This window comes from Falsiroseomonas oryzae, assembly GCF_027856955.1.
GTDB lineage: Bacteria > Pseudomonadota > Alphaproteobacteria > Acetobacterales > Acetobacteraceae > Falsiroseomonas > Falsiroseomonas oryzae.
This window is the reverse complement of sequence record NZ_JAPSMD010000284.1, coordinates 1-7,107: the sequence shown is the minus strand read 5'-3', so window position 1 is coordinate 7,107 and position 7,107 is coordinate 1. Positions and strand designations below refer to the sequence as shown.

General features: G+C 72.1%; 8 protein-coding genes. 7 read left to right on the top strand and 1 reads right to left on the bottom strand.

Annotated features, from left to right (window positions below; all coding sequences use genetic code 11):
• From OZN99_RS21725 to OZN99_RS21705, 5 genes are all read left to right on the top strand, one after another.
• Positions 1-873: Bug family tripartite tricarboxylate transporter substrate binding protein (locus OZN99_RS21725; protein ID WP_270937345.1), on the top strand; the 873-nt coding region annotated here is incomplete at its 5' end.
• A 104-nt stretch (positions 874-977) separates the two neighbouring features.
• A complete protein-coding gene (gene dctP, locus OZN99_RS21720) occupies positions 978-2,021 on the top strand; it encodes a TRAP transporter substrate-binding protein DctP (RefSeq protein WP_270937344.1) in 1,044 nt (347 codons plus the stop codon).
• 6 nt (positions 2,022-2,027) lie between these two features.
• Entirely contained in the window at positions 2,028-2,537 is a 510-nt protein-coding gene (locus tag OZN99_RS21715) for a TRAP transporter small permease (protein ID WP_270937343.1), read from the top strand.
• A 6-nt stretch (positions 2,538-2,543) separates the two neighbouring features.
• Entirely contained in the window at positions 2,544-3,830 is a 1,287-nt protein-coding gene (locus tag OZN99_RS21710) for a TRAP transporter large permease (protein WP_270937342.1), read from the top strand.
• A gap of 53 nt (positions 3,831-3,883) precedes the next feature.
• Positions 3,884-4,231 carry an HPF/RaiA family ribosome-associated protein gene (locus tag OZN99_RS21705; protein ID WP_270937341.1) on the top strand — a complete coding sequence of 116 codons (348 nt, stop codon included), beginning with the start codon at positions 3,884-3,886 and terminating at the stop codon, positions 4,229-4,231.
• A 16-nt stretch (positions 4,232-4,247) separates the two neighbouring features.
• On the opposite strand, the gene OZN99_RS21700 is transcribed toward OZN99_RS21705, so the two are convergent.
• Positions 4,248-5,717 (bottom strand): sulfatase-like hydrolase/transferase, encoded by a 1,470-nt coding sequence (locus OZN99_RS21700; protein ID WP_270937340.1) that lies wholly within the window; start codon positions 5,715-5,717, stop codon positions 4,248-4,250.
• Between the two features lie 112 nt (positions 5,718-5,829).
• Here OZN99_RS21700 and OZN99_RS21695 point away from each other — a divergent pair, with 112 nt between their 5' ends.
• Positions 5,830-6,810 (top strand): SPFH domain-containing protein, encoded by a 981-nt coding sequence (locus OZN99_RS21695; RefSeq protein ID WP_270937339.1) that lies wholly within the window; start codon positions 5,830-5,832, stop codon positions 6,808-6,810.
• A partial coding sequence (locus OZN99_RS21690; RefSeq protein ID WP_270937338.1) for an NfeD family protein occupies positions 6,795-7,107 on the top strand: 313 nt, incomplete at its 3' end. The genes OZN99_RS21695 and OZN99_RS21690, both read left to right, overlap by 16 nt.

Below are 7,107 nucleotides of genomic sequence, written 5' to 3'. Positions count from 1 at the left end.
CTACGCATCGTGGTCCCCTTCCCGCCGGGCGGCACCGCCGACCTGCTCGGCCGCCTCGCCGCGCGCGAGATCGAGGCGCGGGTCGGGCAGCCGGTCGTCGTCGAGAACCGCGCCGGCGCGGGCGGCGCGGTGGGGTCGGAAGCTGTCGCGCGCGGCCCGGCCGACGGCAGCACGCTGGTGCTGTCCAACATCGCCAGCCAGGCCATCGGCCCCGCCGTGAACCGCAACATCGCCTATGACAGCGTGCGCGACTTTACCCATGTCGGGCTGATCGCCGCGGTGCCGAGCGCCATCGCCGTCTCCGCCACCGGGCCGTTCCGCACGCTGGCCGACCTGTTGGCGCGCGCCCGGGCGCAGCCGGGCTCCGTGCGCTTCGGCTCCACCGGCGTCGGCACCTCGAGCCATGTGAAGCTTGAGTTGCTGAAGCGGGCGGCCGGGGTGGACATCACCCACGTCCCCTATCGCGGCAGCGCGCCGGCCGTGACCGACGTGATCGGCGGCCAGGTGGAGGGGCTGATCGCCGCCGTGCCGGACATCGGCAACAACGACCGCCTGCGCCTGCTGGCGGTGACCACGCCCGAACGCGCCACGCGCTGGCCGGAGGTGCCGAGCGTGGCCGAGCTCGGCTTTCCGACCCTCATCGCCTCCAACTGGTTCGGCCTGTCGGGCCCGGCCGGGATGCCGCCGGAAGCGGCGCAGCGCATCAACGGCGCGCTGGTTGCGGGGCTGAACACGCCGGAGACGGTGGAACGGCTGGCGGTGCTCGGCGCCGCGCCGAACCGGCTCTCGCCGCAGGAGTATGCGGCGATGGTCGCGGCCGAGGTGACGCGCTGGGCCGAGGTGGCGCGCGCCGCCGACATCCGGGCCGAATAGGGCGGCGCGCGCCCCCCTTGCCCCGGCGCGCCATCGGCCGCCATGCTGCCGCCCAATCGGAGCCGCCCGGGGACGCGGGCGCGGTACACAGGGAGGACACCAGCATGACCCCGAGGATCACGCGCCGCACGGCGCTGCTCGCCGCCGCCGGCGCCGGCCTCGCGCTGCCGATGCGCGTGCGCGCGCAGCAGCAATACCGCCCGGAATACAAGCTCTCGGTCGTCGGCAACCGGCCGATCCCGCTCTCCGAGGGCGCCTTCCAGTGGGCGGAGCTGGTGACGCAGCGGTCGGGCGGGCGGATCAACCTGAAGGTCTATCCGGGCAGCCAGCTTGTCGGCGGCGACCAGACGCGCGAGCTGGTGGCGATGCGCCAGGGCGTGGTGGACTTCGCGGTGTTCTCCACCATCAACATCTCGCCGCAGATCCGCGAGATGAACCTGTTCTCGCTGCCCTGGCTGCTGAACGACCATCGCGGCTTCGACGCCATCATCAACGGCCCGATCGGGGAGGAGCTGTTCCGCACCCTGACCCAGCGCGAGGTGGTGCCGGTTGCCTGGGGCGAGAACGGCTTCCGCGAGATCTCCAACTCCCGCCGCGCCATCCGCACGCCGGAGGACATGCGCGGCCTGAAGATCCGCTTCGCCGCCGGCGCCATCTTCAGCGAGATCTTCACCGCGATGGGCGCCAACCCGCTGCAGATGTCATTCGCCGACCTGCAGCCCGCCTTGTCCACCGGCGCGGTGGACGGGCAGGAGAACCCGATCAACCTCTACCTGGCGTTCCGCATGGACACCCTGGCGCAGCGCCACCTGACGATCTGGAACTACGTCGCCGATGCCGGCGTGTTCGTGGTGGGCAAGCAGGTGATGGACAGCTTCTCGGCGGCCGACCGCACGCTGGTCATCGAATGCGCGCGCGACGCGGCGCGGGCGCAGATCGCGGCGAGCCGGAAGGGCATCGGCGTGGACGCCGACCGCTCCAGCCTCGAGGAGCTGGCGCGGCGCAACGTGACGGTGACGACGCTGAGCGCCGAGGAGAAGGCCGCCTTCGCCCGCGTCACGCGGCCGGTCTACGACAAGTGGGCGCAGACGGTCGGCGCGGATTTGGTGCGACGGGCCGAGGCGGCGGTGCGCGGCGCGCGCGCCTGATCCTCGATGTCGGCCGATCTCGACCCTGCAGCGGAACGCCCCAACCCCAGGACCCGCATTCCGCTGAAGGTCGAGGAGGCGCTGGTGGCGGCGGCGATGGCGGCGATGGCGCTGATCACCGCCGCCAACGTCGCCACGCGCTATCTCTCCGACATCAGCCTGGCCTTCACCGAGGAATACTCGGTGGTGCTGATGGTGATCGTGGCGCTGCTCGGCACCGCGGTCGCCACGGCCTCCGGCCGGCATATCCGGATCGGCTACTTCGTGGACCTGATGCCGCGGCGCGGGCAGCGCATCGCGGAGATGGCGGGCACGGCGCTGACGCTGCTCTGCTTCGGCATCCTGGTCTGGTACGGCTACCGCCTGGCCTATGACGAGTACCGCTTCGAGGTGCTGTCGAACGGGCTGGGCAATCCGAACTGGTGGTACACGGGCTGGCTGCCGCTGCTGTCGGCCGTCGTGGTGGCGCGCGCGCTGGGGCGGCTGATCCGGCTGGCGCGCGGGCAGGACGGCTGAGCGGCCATGGTCGGCGCGATCCTGTTCCTCGCCTTCCTGGTCCTGCTGGTCGGCGGCGTGCCGATCGGCGTCGCGCTGGGCCTCGCGGGCGCGCTGGCCATCCTGCTGGCCGACCAGTCCATCCTGGCCATGCCCACCAATGTCTATGCCGGCATCGCGAAGTATCCGCTGATCGCCATCCCGATGTTCGTGCTGGTGGGCAGCGTCTTCGACCGCACCGGCGTCGCGCTGCGGCTGGTGCGCTTCGCCACGGCCATCGTCGGCGCCGGGCGGGGCGCGCTGGCCTCCGTCTCCGTCCTCGTCGCCATGGTGATCGGCGGCATCAGCGGCTCGGGCCCCGCCACCAGCGCCGCCGTCGGCCAGGTGGTGACCCGCAGCATGGTGAAGGACGGCTACCCGCGCCCCTTCATCGCCAGCACCGTCGGCGCGGCGGCGGCGACCGACATCCTCATCCCGCCCTCCATCGCCTTCATCATCTACGCCGTGCTGGTGCCGGGCGTGTCGGTGCCCGCGATCTTCATGGCCGGGATGTTCCCGGGGATCCTGGCGGGCGTCGCCATCATCGGCGCGGTCGTCGCGCTGTCCTGGATCAACGACTTCGGCGGCAAGTCGCAGCAGGAGGAGCGGCTGCGCGTCTGGCAGACCTTCAAGGAGGCGTTCTGGGGCCTCATGGCCCCCGTCGTCATCCTGGGCGGCATGCGGGTGGGTGCCTTCACGCCGACGGAAGCCGCGGTGATGGCCGTGTTCTACGGGCTGTTCGTCGGCTTCGTGATCTACCGCTCGCTCACCCTGCGCGACGTCTACGAGATGCTGGTCGAGGCGGGCGAGATCTCGGCCGTCATCCTCATCGTGGTGGCGCTGGCCAGCGTCTTCGCCTGGTCCACCTCCACGCTCGGCATCGTCCAGCCCATCGCCAACTGGATCGTCGGGCTGGGCCTGGGCGAATACGGCACGCTCGCGCTGCTGGTGGTGGCGCTGGTCGTCATCGGCATGTTCCTGGACGGCATCTCGATCTTCCTGATCCTGCTGCCGGTGCTGATCCCGATCGCCCGCGCCTTCGAGTGGGACCTGACCTGGTTCGGCGTGATCCTGACGATGAAGATCGCCATCGGGCAGTTCACGCCGCCGATGGCCGTCAACCTGATGGTGTCCTGCCGGATCGCCGGCGTCAGCATGGAATCCACCATCCCCTGGGTGGTGTGGATGGTACTGGCGATGTGCGTCGCGCTGGCCCTGGTCATCGCCTTCCCGGGCATCGCGCTGTGGCTGCCACGGACCATGGGGACGATGTAGCGGGTCAACCCGCCGGGCAGGACGGCGTTGGCACCTGCGACAGGGAGGACCGGATGCGCATCCAGATCAACACCCACGACACCGCGGGCGACGACGACTTCACCGGCCGGGTGGAGGCGGCCATCGCGGCGGGGCTCGACCGCTTCGCCAGCCAGCTCACCCGCGTCGAGGTGCATCTCGCCGACGTGAACGCCAGCAAGCATGGGCCGGCCGACAAGCGCTGCATGATCGAGGCGCGGCCCACCCACCACCAGCCCGTCGCAGTCACGCACCAGGCCGAGACGATCCCGCTGGCAATCGACGGGGCGCTGGAGAAGGCGCGGCGCGTCCTCGACAAGGCGCTGGCGTCCCGCACCGACCACAAGGGGCGGCCGTCCGTGCGCGACAACGAGCTCCGCTGAGGCTGAAGCGCGGCGCTCAGGACCAGGCCGGCCGGACCCCGGGCGGCGGCGAATAGGGCAGGTCGCCGCGGGCCAGCACCGCGCCGCGCCCGCCATTCGCGGCGAGCGTGTCCGCCTGCCGCGCCTTCACCTCCGCATCGAGCACGGCCGGGTCGCTGCCGAGCGTCTCGCGCAGCTTCAGCTCGAGCAGCGTGACGTCCATGACGTGCCTCGGGTCGGCGGCCAGGTCGGTCAGCTCCTCCGGGTCGGTCGCGAGGTCGAAGAGCTGCGCGGGATAGGTCACGTAGCGCACGTATTTCCACCGCCCCTCGCGCAGCATGAAGGCCGCCTGGCGGGAGCCGCTGGCGTGGTACTCGCTGACCACGCGCCGCCCGGCATCCAGCCCGCGCGCGATCTCGAACAGCGAGGTCGAGCGCGGCGGCGGCTCCTCGGCGCAGCCCACGGCGTCCAGCACCGTGGCGAAGACGTCGATGAGGCTGACGGGCGTGCCGCAGACCTTGCCGGCCGGCACGCCGGCGCCGGCCAGGATCATCGGGACGCCCACGCTCTCCTCGTACATGGTGGACTTGCCCCAGAGCCCGCGCGCGCCGGCATTGTCGCCGTGGTCGGAGGCGTAGAGCACGCGGGTGCTCTCCCCGAGGCCGCTGTCCTCCAGCGCGGCGAGGATCTTGCCGGCCTGCTCGTCCATGAAGGAGACGAGGCCGTGATAGCCCGCCAGCATGCGCTGCGCGGTCGCGGCATCGGGGACGTGGCTGTCGTAGGGGATGGTCGCCGCGTAGTCGGCCAGGAAGGGGTGCTGCGGCCGTTCCTCCGGCGCGTAGAGCTTCGGCAGGCCGACAACCTCGGGCGGGTAGCGGTAGAAGTGCTCCGGCGGCGCGATCAGCGGGAAATGCGGCGTGACGAGCGAGACGAAGAGGCACCAGGGCCGGTCCGGCCTGGCCTTCGCCTTCTCCCGCAGCCAGATCTGCGCGGCGGCGGCGATGTCGCGGTCGTAGCGGGTGTAGTCGCTCTCGCCGGGGCCGGCGGAGGCCGCGAGCTTCGCGGCGCCCTTGCGCGGCGGGGCGCCCTCGTCGCGGATCAGCGCGAGCAGGTCGCCCTTCCCGTCCACGACATGCATGGCGAGCTTCTCCTCGGAGAAGCCGTGGTCGTCCCCCGGGAGGCCGCGGAAGTGCAACTTGCCGATCGAGACCACCTCGTGCCCGGCGTCGCGCAGCGCGTGGTGCCAGGACCGCACGGCCCCGTCGTACGGGTCGGCATTGTCGTGGTAGCGGCCCATGGCGTGCAGGCCCTGCCCGGTGGCCAGTGCCGCCCGGGCCGGGACGCAGATCGGCGAGGGCGTGTAGGCGGCCGAGAAGCGCGTGCCGCGGGCGGCCAGCGCATCCAGGTTGGGCGTGCGGACATAGGGGTGGCCCGCGCAGCCCAGCGCCTTCGGGCTGTGCTCGTCGGACAGGATCACCAGCAGGTTCCGCGCGCCCTGGTCCGCCATGCCGTGCCGCCCCCTCCCCCTGTGCCCCGGGATGCTGCGGCGGAACAGGCGCGCGGGAAAGAGGGAGAGTTGCTACGCTGCCGGACGAGAGCAGCAACAGCCGAGTCCTGCCATGCCCGAATTGTCGCTTGCGACCGTCGTCCTGATCGCGATCGTGGTGCTGGCCGTGGTGACGGTGGCGCAGGGCATCCGCACCGTGCCGCAGGGCGAGGTGTGGTCGGTGGAGCGCTTCGGCGCCTTCACGCGGCTGCTGCAGCCCGGGCTGAACCTGATCATCCCCTATGTGGACCGCATCGGCCGGCGGTTGAACGTGCAGGAAGTGGTGCTGGACATCCCCGAACAGGCGGTGATCACGCGCGACAACGCGACGGTCGCGACCGACGGCATCGTCTACTACCGCGTGATGGACCCGGCCAAGGCGGCCTATGCGGTGCAGGACCTGGCGCTCGCGCTGACCAGCCTGGCGATGACCAACATCCGCTCGGTCGTCGGCGAGCTCGACCTGGACGCCACGCTGTCCGGCCGCGACCGGATCAACACGACGCTGCTGACCGTGCTGGACGGCGCGACGGAGCCCTGGGGCGTGAAGGTCAGCCGCGTCGAGATCCGCAAGATCGAGCCGCCGGAGAACCTGATCCGCGCGATGAACCTGCAGATGACCGCGGAGCGCGAGCGGCGTGCCACGGTCGCGCGGGCCGAGGGCGAGAAGCAGGCCCTGGTGCTGCAGGCCGAGGGCCGCCGCGACGCCGCGATGCGGGATGCCGAGGCGCGCGAGCGCCTGGCGCAGGCGGAGGCGAACGCCACGCGCATGGTCGCGGAGGCGGCGGCCGGGTCGGGCGGCGATGCGCTGCGCTACTTCGTGGCGGAGAAATACGTGAAGGCCTTCGAGGCGCTGGCGGCCAACCCGGCTTCGCGGCTGGTCGTGGTGCCGATGGAAAGCGCCTCGCTGGTCGGCGGCATCGCGCAGGCGATGGAGTTGCTGCGCATGCCGGGCTCGGGCGGTAGCGCGGTCCGGCCGCCGGCAGCGCCCCCGCCGCCCGGCACGCTGCCGCCCGCGCCGCCGAGCGGACCGAGCCCATGGACCCGGGGCTGATCTGGATCCTCGCCGGGCTGGCGCTGCTCGGCGCGGAGATGCTGCTGCCCGGCGTGTGGTTCCTGTGGATCGGGCTGGCGGCGATCGGAACCGGGCTGCTGCTTCTCGTCGCCGCGCCGGGCTTCGCGGTCTCGGTGGCGGTGTTCCTGGCACTGCTGGCCGGCGGGATCCTGGTCTCGCTGAAGCTGCGTCCGCGCGGCGGGCCGGCGCACCGCGTCAACGCGCCGGAAGCCGGGCTGGCCGGGCGCCACGCCGTGGTGATCGCGGCGGAGGCCGGGGCGCTGCGCGTGCGGCTGG

Coding starts and splice junctions, on each gene's coding strand:
- OZN99_RS21695 (WP_270937339.1), top strand. CDS start 5,830: ATGCCCGAATTGTCGCTTGCGACCGTCGTCCTGATCGCGATCGTGGTG.
- OZN99_RS21705 (WP_270937341.1), top strand. CDS start 3,884: ATGCGCATCCAGATCAACACCCACGACACCGCGGGCGACGACGACTTC.
- OZN99_RS21715 (WP_270937343.1), top strand. CDS start 2,028: ATGTCGGCCGATCTCGACCCTGCAGCGGAACGCCCCAACCCCAGGACC.
- OZN99_RS21700 (WP_270937340.1), bottom strand. CDS start 5,717: ATGGCGGACCAGGGCGCGCGGAACCTGCTGGTGATCCTGTCCGACGAG.
- dctP (WP_270937344.1), top strand. CDS start 978: ATGACCCCGAGGATCACGCGCCGCACGGCGCTGCTCGCCGCCGCCGGC.
- OZN99_RS21710 (WP_270937342.1), top strand. CDS start 2,544: ATGGTCGGCGCGATCCTGTTCCTCGCCTTCCTGGTCCTGCTGGTCGGC.